This window comes from Sphingobium sp. VMM, from assembly GCF_056790315.1.
The window spans coordinates 96,429-115,743 of sequence record NZ_JBXGSI010000003.1; the positions used below are offsets into that span (position 1 = coordinate 96,429).

A 19,315-nucleotide genomic window follows, 5' to 3' on the forward strand; every position below is an offset into this window, starting at 1 on the left:
CCTTTTCTTATGCGGATGCTTCCTCTGCCGCTGCTTCTGCGGCGGCTCGTTTCGCTTGGCTGCGATCGGTGAACCAGATCGCGACCAGCGTGATTTCGTAGAGCAGAAGCAGCGGGATGGCGAGCATCAGCTGCGACACCACATCCGGCGGGGTCAGCACCGCGGCCAGGATGAAGGCGCCGACGATCATGTAGCGACGCATGCCCTTGAGCTGGTCGCGCGATACGAAGCCGGCCCGGTTGAGCAGCATCAGCAACACCGGCAGCAGAAAACAGATACCGAAAGCCAGGATGAACTGCATCACCAGGCCCAGATAGCTGTCCGCGCTCGGCAGCGCCTCGATCTGCAGCCCGCTTGCATTCCCCTGATAGCCCAGGAAGAAATGGAAGGCGGTCGGCATCACCACGAAATAGGCCAGGCTCGCGCCCAGCGCGAACAGGAAGGGCGTGGCGATCAGGAACGGCAGCAGCGCCTTCTTTTCCTTCGCATATAGGCCCGGCGCGACGAACGCCCAGAGCTGGTTGGCGATGATCGGAAAGGACAGGCAGAACGCACCGAAGGCCGCGATCTTGATCTGCACGAAAAAGGCTTCGTAGAGTTTGGTGTAGACCAGCTTGCCGCCGGCGTCGCCAAAGGCTTCCTTGAGCGGATGGACCAGGATGGCAAAGAGCTGTTCGGAGAAATAGAAACAGATCCCCCCGGTGATGAACAGCGCATAGACGCATTTGAGCAGGCGGCTGCGCAGCTCGATCAGATGGTCCAGCAAGGGCGCCTTGCTGTCGTCAATCTCGCCGATCATGCCGCCGCATCCCCCTGCTTGGGCGCCACCGGCTCCTCGGCAACATAGGGTGGCTTGTCCGCCACCGGTGGCGGCGCGGCCTCCGCCACATAGGGCGGCGCATCGGCAACGGGGGCCGCCGGCGCTTCCGCCACATAAGGCGGCTTGTCGTCTACAGCCGAAGCAGCAGGCGCATCGCTGGTCGAACCATGCTCAATGACCTGGGTTTCGGGAACCTGGGTCTCGGGCGGATGCTCGGCCATGATGCGCTTATTCTGCTCGGCCCATTTCTTTTCCAGCTCTTCCAGCTCGACTTCCCGCACCATGGCATCGATGCCGGTGCGGAAATGCCGGGCCATGCCCTGGGCCTTCCCCACGATCTGCCCCACCTTGTAGAGCGCGCGCGGAAGATCCTTCGGGCCGATCACGATCACCGCAATGATCACGATCACCAGAAATTCGGTCGAATCGATGCCAAACATGCGCGACTACCAGCCTGCGTTAGAGATCAGGCCTTGGTCTTTTCTTCGGTCGCACTCGGCGCATCCTGTTCGGGCACGCGATGACCCTCGATCCGGGTCGCGGGCTTTGCCGGCGTCGCGTCGTCCTCGTCGTCGGCCATGCCCTTCTTGAAGCTCTTGATGCCCTTGGCCACGTCACCCATAAGGCCGGAAATCCGGCCGCCACCGAACAGCAGCATGACGACCAGGAGCACGATCACCCAGTGCATCAGCGAGAAAGAACCCATTTTCACATACTCCTGAAAGGAGGCCTTTCTAGGCCTCTTCCTCATCCTTTTCCAGAACGGATTGACCGCCCAGACCCTCCAGCGCCAAATCCACCGGATCCAGCAACCCCGCAGCCCGCAAATCATCCAGACCCGGCAAGTCCCGGCGGCTGCTAAGGCCAAAATGTGACAAAAACTCTACGCTGGTCGCATAGATGAGCGGGCGCCCCGGCACTTCGCGCCGTCCCACCGGACGCACCCATCCGGCCTCCATCAGCACATCCAGCGTGCCCTTCGCCACCTGAACCCCGCGAATCGCCTCGATCTCCGCGCGGCTCACCGGCTCATGATAGGCGATGATCGCCAGCGTCTCCATCGCCGCGCGCGACAGCTTGCGCGTCTCGTCCCGTTCCCGCCGCAAGATATGCGCCAGGTCGGCCGCCGTCTGGAAATGCCAGCGCCCGCCCCGCTCGACCAGATTGACGCCGCGCCCGGCATAATCCTGCGCCAGCCCGGCCAGCGTCGCGGGCAGATCACCGCCATCGCCGACATGGGCGCGCAGTTCAGCAGGCGTCAGCGGCTCCTCCGACGCGAACAAGGCCGCCTCCACCGCGCGCGCGAAATCATCCATCTCCCGGATCACCGCAACTGCTCCCATTGATCGCCCGACAGCGCCGCCCGCAGATAGATCGGCTCGAATATTCCGTCCTGCCTTATGTCCACCCGCCCCTGCTTGGCCAGTTCCAGCATCGCTACGAAGCTGCTGGCCAGCGCCGATTTCGCCATCGGTCCGTCGCGATCGTCGGGCAGGAAGGATTCCAGGGTCGTCCAGTCGAGCGCCGACCCGACCAGCGCGCTCACCCGCTGGATCGCCTCGTCCAGGGTCATGACCGGCCGCACCGCGACCATATGCACCACCGGCTGGTTACGCGCGCGGATCTGGCCATAGGCCTGGATCAGATCATAAAGGCTGGCGCTCCACTTCGCCCGCCGCACCATGTGCAGCCCCTCGGGCCGGGGGCGGACGAACACGTCGCGCCCGATTCGATCGCCGGCCATCAGCCGCGCGCCCGCCTCGCGCATGGCGTGCAGCCGTTGCAGCCGCAATTGCAGGCGTAGCGCCATTTCCTCGGGACTGGGCTCGGGCTGCGCTTCCTTGGGCAGCAGCATCGCCGATTTGAGATAGGCCAGCCAGGCCGCCATCACCAGATAGTCGGCCGCCAGCTCCAGCTTCAACTGCCGCGCGCCATCGACATAGGCCAGATATTGCTCGACCAGCGCCAGGATGGAGATTTCGCGCAGGTCGACCTTCTGCGTCCGCGCCAGCGCCAGCAACAGGTCGAGCGGCCCCTCCCAGCTTTCGAAGCTGACGGTCAGGACCTCGGCGGGCGTCGCAGCCGGGGCGGTGAAGAGATCGTCCATCGCCCCCGCGTCCGCGATCAGGCCGGAACCAGCGCCAGCAACGTATCGCGGGTCGCCAGCAACTCCTCGAACGGCGGCAGGTCGGCGACATGGGCCGACGCCATCGCCCGATCGAGCCGCGCCCGCGCAGCCGGCGTGATCTCCGGCATCAGATTGGCAATGCCGACCATATCGTCCATCCGCCCCCAGCAGTTGAGCGCCAGGTCGCACCCGGCCGCGACCACCCCGGCGGCCAGTTCGGGAATCGAGCCCTTGAGCGCCTTCATGTCGAGATCGTCGGACATCAGCAGCCCGTTAAAGCCGATACGCTGGCGAATAATCTCCTCGATCACGATCGGCGACAGGCTGGCCGGCCGGTCGGCATCCCAGGCGGTGTAGACGACATGGGCCGTCATGCCCATCGGTGCATCCTTGAGCGCGCAGAACGGCGCCAGGTCGGTTTCCAGTTCTTCCGTCCCGGCATGGACGACCGGCAGTTCCAGATGGCTGTCGACCAGCGCGCGGCCGTGGCCGGGCATATGCTTGACGATGCCCACCACATTGCCGTCGGCCAGCCCCTCGATCACGGCCCGGCCAAGCGCCGCGACGCGCATCGGCTCGGCGCCCAGCGTCCGGTCGCCCATGATGTCGCTCGCGCCCGCCTGCCGCACGTCCAGCAGCGGCAGCGCATCCACCGTGATGCCAACCTCCGCCAGCATCAGCGCCAGAGCCCGTGCATTGGCCCGCGCCGCCGCGATCGCGCTGGACGGCGCAATGTCATAGAGGCGGTCGAACACGGCGCCGGCCGGAAAGCTGGGCCAGACCGGCGCCTGCATCCGCGCGACCCGGCCGCCCTCCTGATCGATCATGATCAGCAGGTCGTCGCGCCCGTGCAGCGCGCGCAGTTCGTCGGTCAGCGCCCGCACCTGCGCGCGATCGGCGATGTTGCGCTTGAACAAGATATATCCGGCCGGCTGCGCCTCGGCAAAGAAGGCGCGCTCGTCGGCGGTCAGGGTTTCGCCGGATAGGCCGAAGATGACGGGTTTCATGACGCCGATGCTAATGACTAAGGCGCGGGCTGTCGACGCCCGCGCCCTGTTTGGGTCAATTGACGATGATGCAGCTTTCGCCCGCGACCTTCAGCTTGCCGCAGACGGTCCCCGCCTGCCCGCCGGCGCTGGCGCGCAGGCGATAGACGGTGCTGCCGCCCACTTCGGCCGGCTCGACCGACATGGCGAGCGGCGCCAGATAGGCAAAGCGCTTCGACAGGCGGCCCCAGGCATCCTTGGCGCCCGACGCGCTGCCATAGGCGCCCAGCTGGATGACGCCGCTGCCGGCCGCCTTTGGCGCGACTGCCTTGGGCGCGGCCCTGGTCTCGTCCTCGACCTTGGCGGTGACGCTCTGCGCCGGCTTGGCCGGAACAGCGGGCTTGGTGCCTGCGGGGGCTGCGCCGGTCGGGGTGATCGGCGCCTCGGGCACGCGGCTCGGGTCGATCTGGCCATCACGGGCCACGCCCTCGCTCGCGGCGAAGCTGGCATCGCCCTCGCCCTGGAACTTCTTGGCGTCCGCCTCCTTGGCAGCGATCTTGTAGTCGCCCTGCGGCGCGGCGATCAGCTGCCCCTCGCCCGCGCCACCGCCGTTGCGGTTCTGCAACCACCACATGCCCGCGACCACCGCGCCGATCAGCACCAGCCCCAGGATGATGAGGCCCAGCAGGCGCAGGGGCGAAATCCGCTCCTCATCCGCCTCGTCGAGCGCAGGTTCCAGCCAGGGCAGCCGGTCCTCGTCATCGAGGTCAAGTCGCCCACGTGCATAGTCACCCATTATCGAAACTCCGCTCGGCTCACTGCATTTCGGTCAGCGCGACCACGCCCATCAGGGCAAGGCCGTTGCGGATGATCTGCCCTATTCCGCGGCTCAAGAAAAGCCGGGCCGAGGTAAGGGCCGGATCGTCCGCCAGCACGACGCGCGCACGCGGATCGTCATTGCCCATATTCCACCAGCCATGGAATGCCGAAGCCAAGTCATTGAGATAGAAGGCAATACGATGCGGTTCGCGGGCCTGCGCCGATCCTTCGACGACGCGCGGGAACTGCGCTGCCAGCTTCACCAGGTTCAGCTCCGCCGTCCCAAGCAGGGACAGGTCGGGCGCGGGAAGGTCGATCCCGGCTTCTTCGGCGCGGCGGCCGAGCGAGGAAATGCGGGCATGGGCATATTGCACATAGAAGACCGGATTGTCCTTCGAGGCTTCCACCACCTTGGCGAAATCGAAGTCCATCTGGGCATCGGCCTTGCGCGTCAGCATGGTGAAGCGGACGACATCCTTGCCCACTTCGCGCACGACATCGGCCAGCGTGACGAAATTGCCGGCGCGCTTGGACATCTTCACCGGCTCGCCGTCGCGCAGCAGGCGGACCATCTGGATCAGCTTCACGTCGAACCGCGCCTTGCCCTCGGTCAGGGCGGCGACGGCGGCCTGGATGCGCTTCACCGTACCGGCATGGTCCGCGCCCCAGATGTCGATCAGCTGGTCCGCGCTCTGGGCCTTCTGGAAATGATAGGCCATGTCGGCGCCGAAATAGGTCCAGCTGCCATTCGACTTCTTGATCGGCCGATCCTGGTCGTCGCCGAACCTGGTCGAACGGAACAGCGGCAGTTCCACCGGCTCCCAATCGTCGGGCAGTTCGCCCTTGGGCGCTTCCAGCACGCCGTCATAGACCAGGTCATGGGCGCGCAGCCAGGCTTCGGCCTCGGCCGGCTTGCCCGCCGCCTGCAATTCCGCCTCCGACGAGAAGATGTCGTGGTGGATGCCCAGCAGCGCGAGATCGCTGCGGATCATGTCCATCATCTTCGCCACGGCAAAGGTGCGGAACAGGACCAGCCAGTCGCCTTCCGGTGCGCCGACGAACCTGTCGCCATATTCGGCGGCCAGCGCCTGCCCCACCGGCACCAGATAATCGCCCGGATAAAGCCCCTCGGGGATCGCGCCGACATCCTCGCCCAGCGCTTCGCGGTAGCGGACATGCGCGGAACGGGCGAGCACGTCGACCTGGCCGCCGGCATCATTGATATAATATTCGCGGATCACCTTGTGCCCGGCATATTCCAGCAGGGTGGCGAGCGCGTCGCCCACCACGGCGCCGCGGCAATGGCCCATATGCATGGGACCGGTGGGATTGGCCGAGACATATTCGACGTTCACGGTCGTGCCCGCGCCGAAATCGGACCGGCCATAGTCGGCGGCCTCGGCATGGATCGCCGCCAGTTCCGCCCGCCAGGTCGGGTCGGTCAGGGTCAGGTTGATGAAGCCGGGGCCGGCGATGCTGGCCGCCTCGACCTCGTCCAGAGCCTGCAGCTTGGTCACGATCGCATCGGCCAGCGCGCGCGGATTGGTGCCGGCGGGCTTGGCCAGCACCATCGCGGCGTTGGTGGCCAGGTCGCCATGGCTGGGATCGCGCGGCGGCTCCACCGTCACCGGCTTGCGGTTGAGGCCGGCGGGCAGCGTGCCTTCAGCCTCCAGCGCGTCGAGCACGGCATCGAGATGGGCGGTGAAACGGGTGTAAAGGGACACGGGCATTTCCTTCAACTCCGTTCGCCCTGAGCGAAGTCGAAGGGCCAGGCTGAACGGAGTGAAGCACTTCGCTTCGCTCAGTGGCGGGCTTCGACTTCGCTCAGCCCGAACGGAAACAAATCAACGGGCTTAACGGGTCGCGTTATATTTGAGCTGATCCTGGGTCAGGTTGAAACCCACGAGCAACTCGAAGCTGGTTCGCTGCAGCGCCGCCTTGACGTCCGGCTGGGCGAAGGGGTCGATCGCGGCATCCGCGTCGCCTGCCTTGCGCTTCTGCGTGATCTTCTGCTGAATTTCCGGCGGCAGCGTGGCCGATGCCTTGTCGACATAGGAGCCGGCCGTGGCAGTCGCGGTCGCGCGATATTCGCCCGGCGCGAAGTTCAGCGTCACCTGGCCGATCCGCTTGGCGACGACGGCGCTGCCGCCCCGCACGATCGCCGAGAAATAGGGCAAGGTCACCTGGCGCGCGGCGCTGGCGTCGTTGCGACGCGCATTCACCACGAAGGTCGCCTGGGTATAAAGCTGGGCGCCATCGGAACAGGTCGAGCGCAGATCGGTGATGTTCGCCACCACGTCGATCGCGGAGGCATCGCGGCTCTGGGCCGGATTGAACAGGGTCACGTCACCGGTATAGGCCGGGATTGCAGCCACCGGGCAAGCCGAACGCACCGTGACGATACCGCCCGTCGGGTCGATTTCCCCCCGGCGAGAACAGCCGGCAAGGGCAAGGGCGAGCATTCCGGTCAACGCAATTCGGGACAATGTCACAGGCAGCAATTCCTCAGCATGCCCCTTGGACAGAGGCGTCCGGCTTCCTTATCCATCCCCCGCCGCCCACGCAACACAAAGCGCGGTGATTTGCGTTGGCCCTTCCTTCGGGCGCGACATTGCCCTAAGCCGCGCCCATGACGCAGAGCCCCGCCCCTCGCCCGCCGATGACCCTGTTGATCGCTGCCCCGCGCGGCTTCTGCGCCGGTGTCGACCGCGCCATCATCATCGTCGAGCGCGCGATCGAGAAATATGGCGCGCCGGTCTATGTCCGCCATGAAATCGTCCACAACAAGTTCGTGGTCGACAGCCTGAAGGCCAAGGGCGCGATATTTGTCGAGGAACTGGACCAGGTGCCCGACGGCGTGCCGGTGGTCTTTTCCGCCCATGGCGTGCCCAAGGCGGTGCCGGCCAAGGCGGAGGAGCGCGGCCTCGACTATCTCGACGCCACCTGCCCGCTGGTCAGCAAGGTGCATCGCCAGGCCGAACGCATGGTGACCGCCGGTCGCCACATCCTGTTCATCGGCCACAAGGGCCATCCGGAGGTGATCGGCACCTTCGGCCAGGTGCCCGACGGCACGATGACGCTGATCGAAACGGTCGAGGATGCCGAGGCGCTGGCGCCCACCGATGCCGACAATCTCGCCTTCCTGACCCAGACGACCCTGTCGGTCGACGACACCGCCGCGATCGTCGCCACGCTGGAGCGCCGCTTCCCTTCGATCATCGCGCCCAAGGGCGAGGATATCTGTTACGCGACGTCGAACCGCCAGACGGCGGTCAAGGCGATCGCCGCCCGCTGCGACGCCGTCTATGTGATCGGCGCGCCCAACAGCTCCAACTCGCTGCGCCTAGTCGAGGTCGCCGAGCGCGAAGGCACCCCCGCCCGCCTGATCCAGCGCGCCGAGGAAATCGACTTTGCCTGGCTGGACGGCGTAACAACGCTCGGCCTCACCGCCGGCGCCTCCGCGCCCGAAATATTGGTGCGCGAAGTCGTCGACCGGATTGCGGAGCGCTTCGCCGTGACCGAGGAACAGGTCGAAACCGCGCAGGAGAATATCTCCTTCAAGCTGCCGCGCGGACTGGAGGTCGCATAACCCCCATGGCCGTTTATACGCATGTTCCCGCCGAAGAGATTGACGCCTTCCTCACCCGCTATGATGCTGGTCGGCTGGTGTCCGCCAAGGGCATCGCCGAAGGGGTGGAAAACAGCAACTATCTGCTCGAAACCACCGGCCATGACGGAAGCGGCCACCGCTATATCCTGACCCTCTATGAAAAGCGGGTGGATGAGGCGGACCTGCCCTTCTTCATGGACCTGCTCGACCATCTGGGCGCGCGCGGCTGCCTGGTGCCGCGCTTCATTGCCGACACCGATGGCAAGCGGCTGCAACAGCTGGGCGGGCGCCCGGCCTGCCTGATCGAATTCCTGACCGGCATTTCCGTGACCGAACCGACCCCGGCCCAGGCGCGCGCCTGCGGCGTGGCGCTGGGCGAACTGCACAAGGCGGCGCAGGGTTTTGCCGGCGAACGGCGCAATGCGCTCGACAAGGATGGCTGGCACGCGCTGGCCGCCAAGTGCGGCGATGATTTCGACCAGATCGCGCCGGGCCTTGGCGCCCGCGTGGCGGAGGAACTGGCCTTTCTCGACGCCCATTGGCCGGCCGACCTGCCGCGTTCGGTGATCCATGCCGACCTGTTCCCGGACAATGTCCTGATGCTGGACGATGAAGTCACCGGCCTCATCGACTTCTATTTCAGCTGCACCGACATTCGCGCCTATGACCTGGCCGTCACCCACAGCGCCTGGTGCTTCAGCAATGACGGCGCCACCTGGTTTGGCGACCGCGCGGTCGCGATCGGCGCAGGCTATGCCGCTGCCCATGGCCTGACCGACGCGGAACGGACCGCCTTCCCGATCCTGTGCCGCGGCGCCGCGCTGCGCTTCCTGCTGACCCGCGCCTATGACTGGATCAACACGCCCGCCGATGCACTGGTGACGCGCAAGGATCCGCTCGCCTATCTGCGCCGCATGGATTTCTACGCCAAGGCCGATCCGGCGGAGCTGCTCGGCGCATGAGCGACCTGCCGCAAGTCCAGATCTTCACCGACGGCGCGTGCAAGGGCAATCCTGGTCCGGGCGGCTGGGGCGCGGTGCTGCGCTTTGGCGACCAGGAAAAGGAAATCTCCGGCGGCGAGGCGATGACCACCAACAACCGCATGGAGATGATGGCAGCCGTCGAAGCGCTCAACACGCTCAAGAAGCCGTGCCAGGTGACGCTCTACACCGACAGCAAATATGTCATGGACGGCATCACCAAATGGATCTTCGGCTGGCAGAAGCGCGGCTGGAAGACGGCCGACAACAAGCCGGTCAAGAATGTCGAGATCTGGCAGGAACTGGTGAAGGCCGCCGCCCGGCACAAGCTGACATGGCAATGGGTCAAAGGCCATGCCGGCCACCCGGAAAATGAGCGAGCCGATGCCCTCGCCTGCGCCGCAGCGGAGAGCTTCCGCAAATAGGATAGGGACGGGGAGGTCACCCTCCCCGCGCCGCGCAGCTTATTCGGCTTCTTCGATCGGCGCGCCGGGGCCGTTCTTCAGGATCGACTCGATCGCATTCTTCGCGCTGGCCTTGGAGCTGTAGCCCTCGGTCCAGAAGATGATCTCGGCATTATATTTGAACTTGGCCACGAACTCGCCGGCCTTGTTCTTCTCGATCACGAACTTGTGCGCCATCATGCTCTCCTGCTGGTTGCGCTATCGAAACCGTTCGGGAGCATAAGCAGCGATATCGAGGCTGGCAATCGCCTGCGGCATGGCCTTGCCGGTCAACAGGCTGGCGCCCAGCAGGGCGGCCGCCGGCGCGGTCTGGATGCCGAAACCGCCCTGCCCGGCGAACCAGAAGAAGCCCTCGACCGCCGGCTCGAAGCCATAGACCGGCCCCCGGTCCGGCGCGAAGCTGCGCAGCCCCGCCCATTTGCGCTCGACCGCCGCGATCCGCCAGTCGACCGCCGCCTGGAACCGGTCGATGGCCTGCGCGATCGCCAGTTCCTCGGGCGCGGCATCGCAGGGGGGCGAAGCGACCTCGTCATGCGGCGTCAGCCAGATCCGCCCCTGCCCCTCGGGCTTGAAATAGAAGCCGCCCTGCATGTCCATCACCAGCGGCATCTCGTCAGCCGGCATATCCTCCAGCCGCAACTGCACCACCGTCCGGCGATAGGGCGTGATGCCGACCGGCGTGACACCGCAGGCCACAGCGACATCATCCGCCCAAGCCCCGGCGGCATTGACCAGCAGGCCGCATTCGATCGGCCCGTCGCGGGTCTCGATCCGCCAGCCATCGCCCTGTCGTTCGGCGTGCTCTAGCCTTGCCCCCAGCCGCATTTCGCCGCCCAGCTTGCGGAACCGACGCAGATAGGCCTGATGCAGCGCCGCGACATCGATGTCGCGGCAACTCGGTTCCAGCACGCCCAGCACCCAGTCGGGCCGCAGCCCCGGCACCAGACTGGCCGGATCGACCGGCTGCAATTCGACCGCCCCGGCAAAATCGGCCAGCAGCGTGTCGCGCAAGCCTTCATCCCCGGCCCGGCCGATATGCAGCGTGCGGCGCGGCGACAAAAAGGAGCCATCGAAGAAATCGGGATCGGGCGACTCCAGCAGCCTGCCAGAAGCCGTGGTCAGCGGCTGGACCACCGGCCCGCCATAGGTTTCTTCCCAGAAGGCGACCGATCGCCCCGTCGCATGATAGCCGGCGCTGTCCTCCATCTCCAGGATCAGCACCCGCGCCGTTTCCGCCAGCGCCGCGCCCAGGCTGGCGCCCGCGATCCCGCCACCGACAATCACGATATCGGGCCTGTTCAACGGGCAACCTCATCCAGGAAACGGTCGATCCGCCCCAGCGCATCGAGCCGCACCGGGTCGAGCTCGCGCAGGATTTCATGCGCGGCCTCGCGCCCATAGACATGCAGCCGGGCATCGGGCGAGCGCGCCGCGATCCGCCGGATCGCCGGCGTCGCCACCAACTGGTCGCGGCAGGCCGCCAGAACCAGGGTCGGCACAGCGATTCGCTCCGGCCCGCTTCCCGCCTCCAAAGCGCGAGTCGACTCGAGCGCCAGCCGCACCCAGTTCCAGCTTGGCGGCCCCAGCGCGATGTCCCGGCTATGATCCCGCCACCAGATTTCATCGGCGTAGCGATCGGGATCATGGGTCAGCCGCTTCTGCCGCATCTGGCGCTGCCGCTCGCTCTCTTCCTTCTGCGTCCAGGCCTGCTTCCCCCCCTGGCCGATCGCGCACATGAAATTGGCGATCGCCACCGCCAGCCAGCGCGGCAGCGGGGCCGTATGCAGCCCAAGCATCGGCGCCACGGCCACGGCCGCATCGGGCTTCGGCAGCCCCTCTGCCAGCGCCCGCAGCAGCATATGCCCGCCCATGCTGTGGCCCAGCATGACCGTCGGACCACGGCCCTCCGCGCGCCAATCATTTGAAAGCGCGCGCAAATCACCAATCCACCGGGCAAAGTCATCGATATGGCCGCACAGCGGATCATCGGTCAGCCGGCCCGATCCGCCCTGCCCCCGCCAGTCGAAACTGGTCACCGCCCAGCCCCGCTGCGCCCAGTGGTGGATCACCTCCAGATATTTCTCGATCATGTCGCCACGACCGTTGAGGATCAGCATCCGGCCACGGGTACCAGCGCCCAGCCGATAGCGGCGGATCGGCCAGCCGTCAGGGGCCTGCCAATAATCGAGCTGGCCACCCATCGGCCAGGCGCGACGGTCAAGGGCGGGCGACGGGAAGATCGGCGAATCCATGGGCCATGGTTACGGTTTGGTAAGCCATATGGTCTAGTGCCTGACCCTCATGTTGGGGGAATATTTCAGACTGGCGCTGATCGCCGCACTGGGCATCCTGCTGATCGCAGCCGCGATCACGGACCTGCGCGCGCGCATCATCTCCAACCGGCTGAACCTGGGCGTCGCCGCCCTGGCGCCACTATGGTGGATCGCCTGCGGCTTGCCGCTCTGGCCGGGCATGGCGGTGCAGTTGCTGGTCGGCCTGCTGGTCTTCGTCCTGTTCGCCGCGCTGTTCGCGTTCGGCATGATGGGCGGGGGCGATGTGAAGCTGCTCGGCGCGCTGGCGCTGTGGTTTCCGTGGCAGGCGGTGCTGACCCTGTTGACGCTGATGGCGATTCTGGGCGGGGCCGTGACGATCGTCACGGTGATCCACCACCGCCTCCGCCGGAAGCAGGGCCAACCCGAAATACCCTACGGCGTAGCCATATCGATCGCCGCCCTTTGGTTACTTGGCGAACGATATCTTAACCAATTTGCGTGATGATTGGGCCCCTGGGGGCAGGCCGCCCATTTGAGAAAGGCGAGTTTCGTCATGGATGCTAAGAAGATCGTGCTGCTGGTGGGGGCGCTAATCATAGCGGTCACTACAGCCTTGCTTGCGCGCAGCATGCTGAGTTCTTCATCTACGCCGCAGGTGAACGCGGCCGCAATGCCGAACGAGGCGGACCAGCCGCATGTTCTGGTGGCGACCAAGGCCCTGCCGGTGGGGACCATTTTGGACGCGGAAAGCTTCCGCTTCCAGCCCTGGCCCAAGGATCTGATCGAGGCCGCCTATTATCTCAAGGGCCAGGCCGATCCGCTCAAGCTTGCAGGCAGCGTCGTCCGCAACGCGATCACCGCCGGCCAGCCGCTGACCCAGGGCGCCGTCATCCGTCCGGGTGACCGTGGCTTCCTGGCCGCCGCGCTCGGTCCGGGCATGCGCGCCGTCACCGTGCCGGTCTCGGCCCAGAATGCGGTTGCCGGCTTCGTCTTCCCTGGCGACCGCATCGACCTGGTGCTGACCCAGACGGTCTCGGGCGGCGGCGATGGCGCCCCGCTCAAGGTTTCGGAAACGATCCTGCGCAACCTGCGCGTGCTCGCCACCGACCAGCGCACCGACGCCATGGGCCCCGATGGCAAGCCCGTCGTCCAGACCTATTCCAACGTCACGGTCGAAGTGACGCCCAAGATCGCCGAAAAGCTCGCCGTGTCGCAGACCATCGGCTCGCTGTCGCTGTCGCTGCGCTCGATCGCCGATACTGCATCGGATCTCGACGCCGCCATTGCCGGTTCCGACGTCGACCTGCCTGATGGCAGCAATCCGGGTTCGGAAAAGTCGATCATTGCCAAGATCGCGGCCCGCCCGGTCGATCGCGGCTCCACCTATTCGACCGGCGCCGACGTGTCGCGCTACCAGCGCAGCAGCGTCCCGGCCAAGCCTGATGCAGCGGCCATGCCCGCGATGGCAGCTCCGGGTGGTGCACCGGTCGGCACGGCCGAATTCAAGGGGCCGACCGTCCGCATCGCCCGCGGCACCAATGTGACCGAAGTTCCGGTCGGGGGGAAGTAAGATGAACGCTTACCAGATGCTCGTGCGGCACAAGGCGGCTCGTCCGCTCGCTGCCCCGGCGATCGCGCTCGGCCTGGCCCTGGCCGCCGTCGCGGCGCCCACCACGGCCCTCAATGCCGCCCCTGCGGCCGATCAGGACAATGCGATCCTGATGTCGGTCGGCGGCAGCAAGGTTGTCAACCTGCCGGCCAAGATGTCGGATGTCGTCATCGCCAATCCCGATGTCGTCGATGTCCATGTCCGCTCGAACAACCAGCTTTACCTGATCGCCAAGAAGCCGGGCGAAACCACCGTCTTCGTGACGGCCGGCAATGGCAAGGTGCTGTTTTCCGGCACGGTTCGGGTCGGCAACAACCTGACCACCATCGACGACATGCTGCGCCTGGCGATGCCCGGTGCCAATATCGCCGTCAACAAGATGAACGGCATGGTGCTGCTGACCGGCACGATCAAGGCGCCCGAAGACGCGGCCGAAGCCGAACGCCTGACCCAGGCCTTTGTCGGCAAGGAAACGACCGTCGTCAGCCGCCTGCTGATGGCGACCCCGCTTCAGGTCATGCTGCAGGTCAAGATCGCCGAAGTCAGCAAGGATGTCGGCCACAAGATCGGCACCAACTTTGCCAGTGCCGATAACAGCGGCGGCAAGGTCGCGGGCAATATCGGCGGCGGCTCACGCGACTTCGCGAGCTATGACAGCGCCAACAACAGCTGGACCTTCAACAATCCGACCGATGGCTCCTACAGTCTCGGCGGCGTTGCCCGGCTGTTCGGCATGGACATTGCCGGCGCACTTGACCTTGCAGAAACCAGCGGTCTCGCGACCACCCTGGCGCAGCCGAACCTGACTGCCTTGTCGGGCGAAACCGCCAGCTTCCTGGCCGGCGGCGAATATCCCTACACGGTCAATAACGGCCCGTCGTCGGGCAACAGCATCCAGTTCAAGCAATATGGCGTGCAACTGGCCTTCACCCCGACGGTGCTGGCCGATGGCCGCATCTCGCTGCGCGTCCGCCCGACCGTCTCGAGCCTCGACTTCAGCGTGAACAGCTCCGTTCCCGCGCTCAAGAGCCGTACTGCCGAAACCACGGTGGAACTGGGCTCGGGCCAGGGTTTCATGATCGCGGGCCTGCTCAACAATGAAACCGGCAACACGATCAACAAGGTGCCGGGCCTGGGCAATGTCCCGATCCTGGGCAGCCTGTTCAAGTCGCGCAGCTTCCAGCGCAGCGAAACCGAACTGGTGATCGTCGTCACCCCCTATCTGGTGAAGCCGGTCAACGCGTCCGACATCCGCCTGCCGACCGACGGCTTCCGCAATGCCAATGTCGGCCAGGGCCTGTTCCTGGAGCAGATGCATGACGGCGTCAGCGGCGCCCAGCCCAATATGCCGACCCGTGCGCCAGGCTCGCCCGTCGCGCCCGCGCCCGGCCCGCAGGCATCGATCGCCGCGCCCGCCCTCGCGGCCCGCGAAGACAGCCGCTCCTCCGGCAAGTCGGGCGGCGCGACCCCCGGCTTCAGCTTCTGACGGAAGGACGAAAGACATGACTTCCACCTCCCGCAAGACCCTCGTCCGCCTCGGCGCCCTTGCCCTGCTGGCGCTGCCGCTCGCGGCCTGCTCGACCGACAGCCCCAATCGCGGCGTGGACTCGGTCCACCAGCCGGTGGTCAGCTATACCAGCTACACCTTCGACGTGCAGGCCGGCGGCGCGCGCCTTGCCCCCGCCGAAGCCGCGCGCCTCGATGACTGGTTTGCCACGATCAAGCTTGGCTATGGTGATCGGGTCGCGATCGTCACCGACGCGGGCTATTACAGCCCCGATCTTGGCGAGGATATCGCCAATGTCGTCGCGCGCCATGGCATGCTGCTGGGTCAGGACAGTTCAGCCGCGGCCGGCTCCGCGCCGGAAGGCAGTGTCCGGCTGGTCGTGCGCCGCACCACCGCGTCGGTTCCCGGCTGCCCCGACTGGTCGAACAAGGCCGAGTCGCCGATGAGCCTGGGCGCTTCTTCCAATTTCGGCTGCGCCATGAACAGCAATCTCGCGACGATGGTCGCCGACCCCGAAGATCTGGTCCGTGGCCAGAGCAGCGACAGCGAATTGCGCACAGCCACCTCGAACCGCGCCATTTCCACCTATCGCGACAAGGCACCAACCGGCGCTGGCGAGCTCAAGCAACTCTCGAACGGAGGCCAGTAAGATGAACGCACCCTGGAAACATGGTTCCGTGGGCCAGCGCGACCCCTTCCACGCCTTCGTCTGCGACGATCACAGCTTCGACCTGCTACGTGCGGTCGCGTCCGAAATGGGCTGGGCGCCGGAAAAGGTGAACAAGGGCGGCATGCGCAACGCGGTGCAGAGCCTGTCGATCACCGCCAGCCCGCAGATCCTGTTCGTCGACATGTCGGAAAGCGGCGATCCGCTGAACGACATCAACAGCCTCGCGGAAGTCTGCGAACCCGGCACGGTCGTGATCGCGGCGGGCCAGGTCAATGACGTGCGCCTCTATCGTGATCTGGTCGCCAGCGGCATCCAGGATTATCTGCTCAAGCCCTTTGGCGCCGACCAGCTGCGCGATGCGCTGGCCCAGGCGCAGGCCGTCTTCCTCGCCCCGCGTGACGCAGGCCCGGAACGTCCGCACATGACCGTCGCGGTCATCGGCACGCGCGGCGGCGTCGGCGCCTCCAGCATGGCGACCTCGCTCGCTTGGTTGCTGAGCGAAAAGAAGAAGCGCCCGACCGCGCTGCTCGACCTCGACATCCATTTCGGCACCAATGCGCTGGCGATGGATCTGGAACCGGGTCGTGGCCTCACCGACGCGATCGAAAATCCCAGCCGCATCGACGGCCTGTTCATCGAACGCGCCATGGTCCGTGCCAGCGACATGCTGGCGATCCTGTCGGCCGAAGCGCCGATCAACCAGCCGATGATGACCGATGGCGGTGCCTTCTACCAGTTGCTGGAGGAGTTCCGTCAGGCGTTCGAATGCAGCGTCATCGACCTGCCACGCAACATGCTGATCCAGCATACCCACCTGATGACCGACGTGAACGTGGCTGTCGTGGTGACGGAACTCAGCCTGGCGGCGGCGCGGGACTCGATCCGCATCCTCTCCTGGCTCCGGTCCAACGCGCCGCAGACCCGCGTTCTGGTGGTCGCCAATCGCGTTCATCCCGGCGCGCCGGAAATCAGCCGCAAGGATTTCGAACAGTCGATCGAACGCAAGGTCGATGTCATCGTACCTTTCGACCTGCGCATCGGCGCCCAGGCCGCCAAGCTCGGCAAGACGCTGGCGGAAACCGCCAAGGGCAGCAAGGTTGGCGCCGCCTGCACCGCGATGCTGGACGAAGTGATGGGCCTGGCCGGCGATGAAGCCGACAATGCGGGCGGCAAGTCCGCAGCCAAGAAGGGCGATTCCCTGCTCGGCAAGATCGGCGACTTCAAGAACATGATCCCGTCGCGCCGCAAGGACAAGGCGACGGCACTGGAAGGCTGACGCGCGGGCCGCCCTAGGGCGGCGGCGCACAGGCATATTCACGCACGGGGAACGGGCGAGCAATGGACGGCAATTTCCTTCTGATCTTGGTGTTGATCGCGACCATGCTTGGCTTGGTCGTGGTTGCCTTTGCCGGCCCCTCGCCCGACAAGGCGCAGAAACGCCGGGTCGCGCTGATCCGTGGCCGCCACAGCGACTCCACCGAGGCGATGATGGAAGCGCGCATGCGCAAGGCCATCTCCAACCGGGCAACCGGCACCGAAGCCAAGATGCTGGTTTCGCTGGTTCCCAATCCGGAGAATCTGGCCAAGCGCATCCGCATGACCGGCAAGAAATGGACGCTCAGCCAATATATGACGTCCTGCGCGGTGGTCTTCCTGCTGACCACCCTGTTCCTGCTGATGCGCGGCTTTCCCTTCCTGCTCGCCCTTATGGTCGGGCTGGCCGCTGGGCTCGGCCTGCCGCATCTCTGGATCGGCCGGCTGATCAAGAAGCGCATCAACCAGTTCACGACGAAATTTCCCGACGCGCTCGAACTGCTGACGCGCGGCCTGCGCTCGGGCCTGCCGGTCGGCGAGACGCTGGGCATCGTGTCGAGCGAAATCCCCGGCCCGGTCGGCGAGGAATTCAAGCTGATCACCGAACGGATCAAGATCGGCAAGAGCATGGACCAGGCGCTGCAGGAAACCGCCGATCGCCTGGGCACGCCGGAATTCCAGTTCTTCGTCATCACCCTGGCGATCCAGCGCGAAACCGGCGGCAACCTCGCCGAAACGCTGCAGAACCTCGCCACCGTGCTGCGCCAGCGCGCCCAGATGAAGCTCAAGATCCGCGCCATGTCGTCGGAATCCAAGGCGTCGGCCTATATTATCGGCGTCCTGCCTTTCCTGGTGTTCGGCATGATCTGCTACATCAACTTCAACTATATGAGCCCCTTCTTCACCCCCGATCCGGCGGGCATTTTCGGGCTCTCGACGATGCAGGTCGTCGGCATTGGCGGCTTCTGCTGGATGGGCATCGGCGCCTTCATCATGGCCCAGATGATCAACTTCGAGATTTGACGGGGAACGGATAGAGATATGGACGCCCCTACCCCCACCGGCACCCTGTTCGGCATGACCGCGACCGATTTCGGGACGCTGCTTGCCGCGCTGGCCACGCTTGCCACCCTCTACGCGCTCTACGCCGTGATGACCGTGCGCGATCCGATGGCCAAGCGGGTCAAGGCGCTGAATGAACGCCGTGAACAGCTCAAGGCCGGCATCACCGCCTCGACCGCCAAGCGCCGCGCCAAGCTGGTCAACAAGAACCAGACGACCGACCAGATGCGGTCCTTCCTGACCAGCCTCAAGGTGCTGCAGGACGACCAGCTCAAGGACGCCCAGATCCGCCTGGCCCAGGCCGGCATCCGATCCAAGGACTGGGCCGTCGCCGTCATCTTCGGCCGCATGATCATGCCGATCCTGATCGGCGGCACCGCCGCGATCCTGCTCTATGCCGTCGGCATCTATCCCGAATGGGGCGGCGCCAAGCGCTTCATGGCCTTCGCCGGCGCACTGCTGCTCGCCTACAAGGCCCCCGACCTCTTCATCGACAACAAGATCGCCAAGCGCTCCGCCGCGATCCGCAAGGGCCTGCCCGACGCGCTCGACCTGCTGGTCATCTGCGCCGAGGCCGGTCTGACCGTCGACGCCGCCTTCAGCCGCGTCGCCCGCGAACTGGGCCGCGCCTATCCCGAACTGGGCGACGAGTTCCAGTTGACGGCGATCGAGCTCAGCTTCCTTACCGAACGCCGCATGGCCTTTGAAAATCTGGCGACCCGCGTGAAGCTCGACGCGGTCAAGGGCGTGGTCACGACCATGATCCAGACCGAGAAATATGGCACGCCGCTCGCTTCCGCGCTGCGCGTCCTGTCGGCCGAGTTCCGCCATGAACGCATGATGCGCGCGGAGGAAAAGGCCGCCCGCCTGCCCGCGATCATGACCGTGCCGCTGATTCTCTTCATCCTGCCGACCCTGTTCGTCGTCATCCTGGGTCCGGCCGCCTGCTCGATCAGCACGGCTTTCTAAAAAAATTCGGGCGAGGAGGGGGCGCTGCCGTAGCGTCCCCTCTTTCCGTTTCCGTAAACTGCAAGCGAAGCGCTGGCGCGCCGCATTTTCCTCCCTTATTCTCA

At 65.7% G+C, this 19,315-nt stretch carries 22 protein-coding genes; 10 read left to right on the forward strand and 12 right to left on the reverse strand.

From position 1 onward, the window contains the following. Nucleotides 1-7: 7 nt before the first annotated feature. From tatC to ACUCV3_RS05145, 9 genes are all read right to left on the reverse strand, one after another. Nucleotides 8-799, reverse strand: coding sequence for a twin-arginine translocase subunit TatC (gene tatC, locus ACUCV3_RS05105; RefSeq protein WP_037510477.1), 792 nt, complete (start codon nt 797-799; stop codon nt 8-10). Then, a complete protein-coding gene (locus ACUCV3_RS05110) occupies nt 796-1,260 on the reverse strand; it encodes a twin-arginine translocase TatA/TatE family subunit (RefSeq protein ID WP_279728684.1) in 465 nt (154 codons plus the stop codon). Before ACUCV3_RS05110 ends, tatC begins: the two co-directional genes overlap by 4 nt. Nucleotides 1,261-1,286: 26 nt before the next feature. Then, the gene (locus ACUCV3_RS05115; protein WP_004207976.1) at nt 1,287-1,526 is read right to left on the reverse strand and encodes a twin-arginine translocase TatA/TatE family subunit; all 240 of its coding nucleotides are present in this window, start codon (nt 1,524-1,526) and stop codon (nt 1,287-1,289) included. A 28-nt stretch (nt 1,527-1,554) separates the two neighbouring features. Then, complete coding sequence (gene scpB / locus ACUCV3_RS05120; protein WP_010336265.1) at nt 1,555-2,136, reverse strand: SMC-Scp complex subunit ScpB; 582 nt, start codon at nt 2,134-2,136, stop codon at nt 1,555-1,557. 8 nt (nt 2,137-2,144) lie between these two features. Next, nucleotides 2,145-2,927, reverse strand: coding sequence for a segregation and condensation protein A (locus ACUCV3_RS05125; protein WP_004207978.1), 783 nt, complete (start codon nt 2,925-2,927; stop codon nt 2,145-2,147). Between the two features lie 17 nt (nt 2,928-2,944). Next, nucleotides 2,945-3,955, reverse strand: a complete 1,011-nt coding sequence (nagZ, locus tag ACUCV3_RS05130; protein ID WP_279728683.1) for a beta-N-acetylhexosaminidase — start codon at nt 3,953-3,955, stop codon at nt 2,945-2,947. 55 nt (nt 3,956-4,010) lie between these two features. Then, a complete protein-coding gene (locus tag ACUCV3_RS05135) occupies nt 4,011-4,730 on the reverse strand; it encodes an SPOR domain-containing protein (RefSeq protein WP_279728682.1) in 720 nt (239 codons plus the stop codon). 19 nt (nt 4,731-4,749) lie between these two features. Beyond that, on the reverse strand, nt 4,750-6,477 hold the full coding sequence (argS, locus tag ACUCV3_RS05140) for an arginine--tRNA ligase (RefSeq protein WP_279728681.1): 1,728 nt from the start codon (nt 6,475-6,477) through the stop codon (nt 4,750-4,752). 129 nt (nt 6,478-6,606) lie between these two features. Further along, nucleotides 6,607-7,215: a hypothetical protein gene (locus ACUCV3_RS05145; RefSeq protein WP_010336260.1), complete on the reverse strand. Its 609-nt coding sequence runs from the start codon at nt 7,213-7,215 to the stop codon at nt 6,607-6,609. Between the two features lie 167 nt (nt 7,216-7,382). Here ACUCV3_RS05145 and ispH point away from each other — a divergent pair, with 167 nt between their 5' ends. Genes ispH through rnhA form a run of 3 tightly spaced genes read left to right on the forward strand, consistent with a single transcriptional unit; the run spans nt 7,383 to nt 9,768 of the window. Beyond that, entirely contained in the window at nt 7,383-8,342 is a 960-nt protein-coding gene (gene ispH / locus ACUCV3_RS05150; RefSeq protein WP_279728680.1) for a 4-hydroxy-3-methylbut-2-enyl diphosphate reductase, read from the forward strand. Nucleotides 8,343-8,347: 5 nt separating this feature from the next. Beyond that, on the forward strand, nt 8,348-9,325 hold the full coding sequence (thrB, locus tag ACUCV3_RS05155) for a homoserine kinase (protein ID WP_279728679.1): 978 nt from the start codon (nt 8,348-8,350) through the stop codon (nt 9,323-9,325). Beyond that, the gene (gene rnhA, locus ACUCV3_RS05160; protein ID WP_004207986.1) at nt 9,322-9,768 is read left to right on the forward strand and encodes a ribonuclease HI; all 447 of its coding nucleotides are present in this window, start codon (nt 9,322-9,324) and stop codon (nt 9,766-9,768) included. The genes thrB and rnhA overlap by 4 nt, the downstream gene beginning before the upstream one ends. 39 nt (nt 9,769-9,807) lie before the next feature. Here the strand turns inward: rnhA and ACUCV3_RS05165 are convergent, their stop codons facing one another. From ACUCV3_RS05165 to ACUCV3_RS05175, 3 genes are read right to left on the reverse strand one after another with little or no spacing between them, the layout of a single operon-like run. Further along, the gene (locus ACUCV3_RS05165) at nt 9,808-9,984 is read right to left on the reverse strand and encodes a YegP family protein (protein WP_004207987.1); all 177 of its coding nucleotides are present in this window, start codon (nt 9,982-9,984) and stop codon (nt 9,808-9,810) included. A gap of 21 nt (nt 9,985-10,005) precedes the next feature. Then, nucleotides 10,006-11,109 carry an NAD(P)/FAD-dependent oxidoreductase gene (locus tag ACUCV3_RS05170; RefSeq protein ID WP_482240404.1) on the reverse strand — a complete coding sequence of 368 codons (1,104 nt, stop codon included), beginning with the start codon at nt 11,107-11,109 and terminating at the stop codon, nt 10,006-10,008. Beyond that, nucleotides 11,106-12,059, reverse strand: a complete 954-nt coding sequence (locus tag ACUCV3_RS05175; protein ID WP_482240405.1) for an alpha/beta hydrolase — start codon at nt 12,057-12,059, stop codon at nt 11,106-11,108. Before ACUCV3_RS05175 ends, ACUCV3_RS05170 begins: the two co-directional genes overlap by 4 nt. Before the next feature lie 49 nt (nt 12,060-12,108). Here ACUCV3_RS05175 and ACUCV3_RS05180 point away from each other — a divergent pair, with 49 nt between their 5' ends. From ACUCV3_RS05180 to ACUCV3_RS05210, 7 genes are all read left to right on the forward strand, one after another. Beyond that, on the forward strand, nt 12,109-12,582 hold the full coding sequence (locus ACUCV3_RS05180; RefSeq protein WP_010336255.1) for an A24 family peptidase: 474 nt from the start codon (nt 12,109-12,111) through the stop codon (nt 12,580-12,582). Nucleotides 12,583-12,633: 51 nt separating this feature from the next. After that, the gene (gene cpaB / locus ACUCV3_RS05185) at nt 12,634-13,650 is read left to right on the forward strand and encodes a Flp pilus assembly protein CpaB (protein WP_279728676.1); all 1,017 of its coding nucleotides are present in this window, start codon (nt 12,634-12,636) and stop codon (nt 13,648-13,650) included. 1 nt (nt 13,651) lies between these two features. After that, nucleotides 13,652-15,175, forward strand: coding sequence for a type II and III secretion system protein family protein (locus ACUCV3_RS05190; RefSeq protein ID WP_279728675.1), 1,524 nt, complete (start codon nt 13,652-13,654; stop codon nt 15,173-15,175). A 16-nt stretch (nt 15,176-15,191) separates the two neighbouring features. After that, a complete protein-coding gene (locus tag ACUCV3_RS05195) occupies nt 15,192-15,845 on the forward strand; it encodes a CpaD family pilus assembly protein (protein ID WP_279728674.1) in 654 nt (217 codons plus the stop codon). Nucleotide 15,846: 1 nt separating this feature from the next. Then, a complete protein-coding gene (locus ACUCV3_RS05200) occupies nt 15,847-17,142 on the forward strand; it encodes a pilus assembly protein CpaE (protein ID WP_136186691.1) in 1,296 nt (431 codons plus the stop codon). A gap of 62 nt (nt 17,143-17,204) precedes the next feature. After that, nucleotides 17,205-18,203: a type II secretion system F family protein gene (locus ACUCV3_RS05205; protein ID WP_279728673.1), complete on the forward strand. Its 999-nt coding sequence runs from the start codon at nt 17,205-17,207 to the stop codon at nt 18,201-18,203. Nucleotides 18,204-18,221: 18 nt separating this feature from the next. Continuing rightward, on the forward strand, nt 18,222-19,211 hold the full coding sequence (locus ACUCV3_RS05210; protein ID WP_004207996.1) for a type II secretion system F family protein: 990 nt from the start codon (nt 18,222-18,224) through the stop codon (nt 19,209-19,211). Nucleotides 19,212-19,315: the final 104 nt, after the last annotated feature.

Coding starts and splice junctions, on each gene's coding strand:
- ACUCV3_RS05180 (WP_010336255.1), top strand. CDS start 12,109: ATGTTGGGGGAATATTTCAGACTGGCGCTGATCGCCGCACTGGGCATC.
- cpaB (WP_279728676.1), top strand. CDS start 12,634: ATGGATGCTAAGAAGATCGTGCTGCTGGTGGGGGCGCTAATCATAGCG.
- ispH (WP_279728680.1), top strand. CDS start 7,383: ATGACGCAGAGCCCCGCCCCTCGCCCGCCGATGACCCTGTTGATCGCT.
- rnhA (WP_004207986.1), top strand. CDS start 9,322: ATGAGCGACCTGCCGCAAGTCCAGATCTTCACCGACGGCGCGTGCAAG.
- nagZ (WP_279728683.1), bottom strand. CDS start 3,955: ATGAAACCCGTCATCTTCGGCCTATCCGGCGAAACCCTGACCGCCGAC.
- ACUCV3_RS05200 (WP_136186691.1), top strand. CDS start 15,847: ATGAACGCACCCTGGAAACATGGTTCCGTGGGCCAGCGCGACCCCTTC.
- ACUCV3_RS05195 (WP_279728674.1), top strand. CDS start 15,192: ATGACTTCCACCTCCCGCAAGACCCTCGTCCGCCTCGGCGCCCTTGCC.
- ACUCV3_RS05145 (WP_010336260.1), bottom strand. CDS start 7,215: ATGCTCGCCCTTGCCCTTGCCGGCTGTTCTCGCCGGGGGGAAATCGAC.
- thrB (WP_279728679.1), top strand. CDS start 8,348: ATGGCCGTTTATACGCATGTTCCCGCCGAAGAGATTGACGCCTTCCTC.
- ACUCV3_RS05210 (WP_004207996.1), top strand. CDS start 18,222: ATGGACGCCCCTACCCCCACCGGCACCCTGTTCGGCATGACCGCGACC.
- ACUCV3_RS05110 (WP_279728684.1), bottom strand. CDS start 1,260: ATGTTTGGCATCGATTCGACCGAATTTCTGGTGATCGTGATCATTGCG.
- ACUCV3_RS05175 (WP_482240405.1), bottom strand. CDS start 12,059: ATGGATTCGCCGATCTTCCCGTCGCCCGCCCTTGACCGTCGCGCCTGG.
- scpB (WP_010336265.1), bottom strand. CDS start 2,136: ATGGATGATTTCGCGCGCGCGGTGGAGGCGGCCTTGTTCGCGTCGGAG.
- tatC (WP_037510477.1), bottom strand. CDS start 799: ATGATCGGCGAGATTGACGACAGCAAGGCGCCCTTGCTGGACCATCTG.
- ACUCV3_RS05135 (WP_279728682.1), bottom strand. CDS start 4,730: ATGGGTGACTATGCACGTGGGCGACTTGACCTCGATGACGAGGACCGG.
- ACUCV3_RS05190 (WP_279728675.1), top strand. CDS start 13,652: ATGAACGCTTACCAGATGCTCGTGCGGCACAAGGCGGCTCGTCCGCTC.
- ACUCV3_RS05115 (WP_004207976.1), bottom strand. CDS start 1,526: ATGGGTTCTTTCTCGCTGATGCACTGGGTGATCGTGCTCCTGGTCGTC.
- ACUCV3_RS05125 (WP_004207978.1), bottom strand. CDS start 2,927: ATGGACGATCTCTTCACCGCCCCGGCTGCGACGCCCGCCGAGGTCCTG.
- ACUCV3_RS05205 (WP_279728673.1), top strand. CDS start 17,205: ATGGACGGCAATTTCCTTCTGATCTTGGTGTTGATCGCGACCATGCTT.
- ACUCV3_RS05165 (WP_004207987.1), bottom strand. CDS start 9,984: ATGGCGCACAAGTTCGTGATCGAGAAGAACAAGGCCGGCGAGTTCGTG.